This window comes from Streptomyces malaysiensis subsp. samsunensis, from assembly GCF_024519315.1.
GTDB classification, from domain to species: Bacteria; Actinomycetota; Actinomycetes; order Streptomycetales; family Streptomycetaceae; genus Streptomyces; species Streptomyces malaysiensis.
This window is the reverse complement of record NZ_JANIIC010000302.1, coordinates 1-245: the sequence shown is the minus strand read 5'-3', so window position 1 is coordinate 245 and position 245 is coordinate 1. Positions and strand designations below refer to the sequence as shown.

Genomic DNA, 245 nt, shown 5'->3' with positions numbered 1-245 from the left:
CCATGGGCATCGGCGCCATCATGGGCGGCCTCTACCTCGGCTACGACCTCGTCGAGAACATGGTCAAGCTCTACGACAAGACCCTCGCCGCCACAGACCACCCCCACCCGATCACCCCGCGCAAGATGGTCGCCGTCGCCGGCGGCATGCACTGCGCCGAAACCACCGCACAGGCCCGCACCGAAGCCAAACCCCTCTTCGACATGGCCAAACTCTCCACCGACGCCTACGAACGCCTCTCCAAG

Annotated in this window: 1 protein-coding gene; it reads left to right on the top strand. The window is 65.7% G+C overall.

Annotated elements, in window-relative coordinates; all coding sequences use genetic code 11:
- Positions 1-245, top strand: a 245-nt coding sequence (locus NQU54_RS48995) for a hypothetical protein (RefSeq protein ID WP_441005773.1), incomplete at both ends; no start/stop codon positions are given.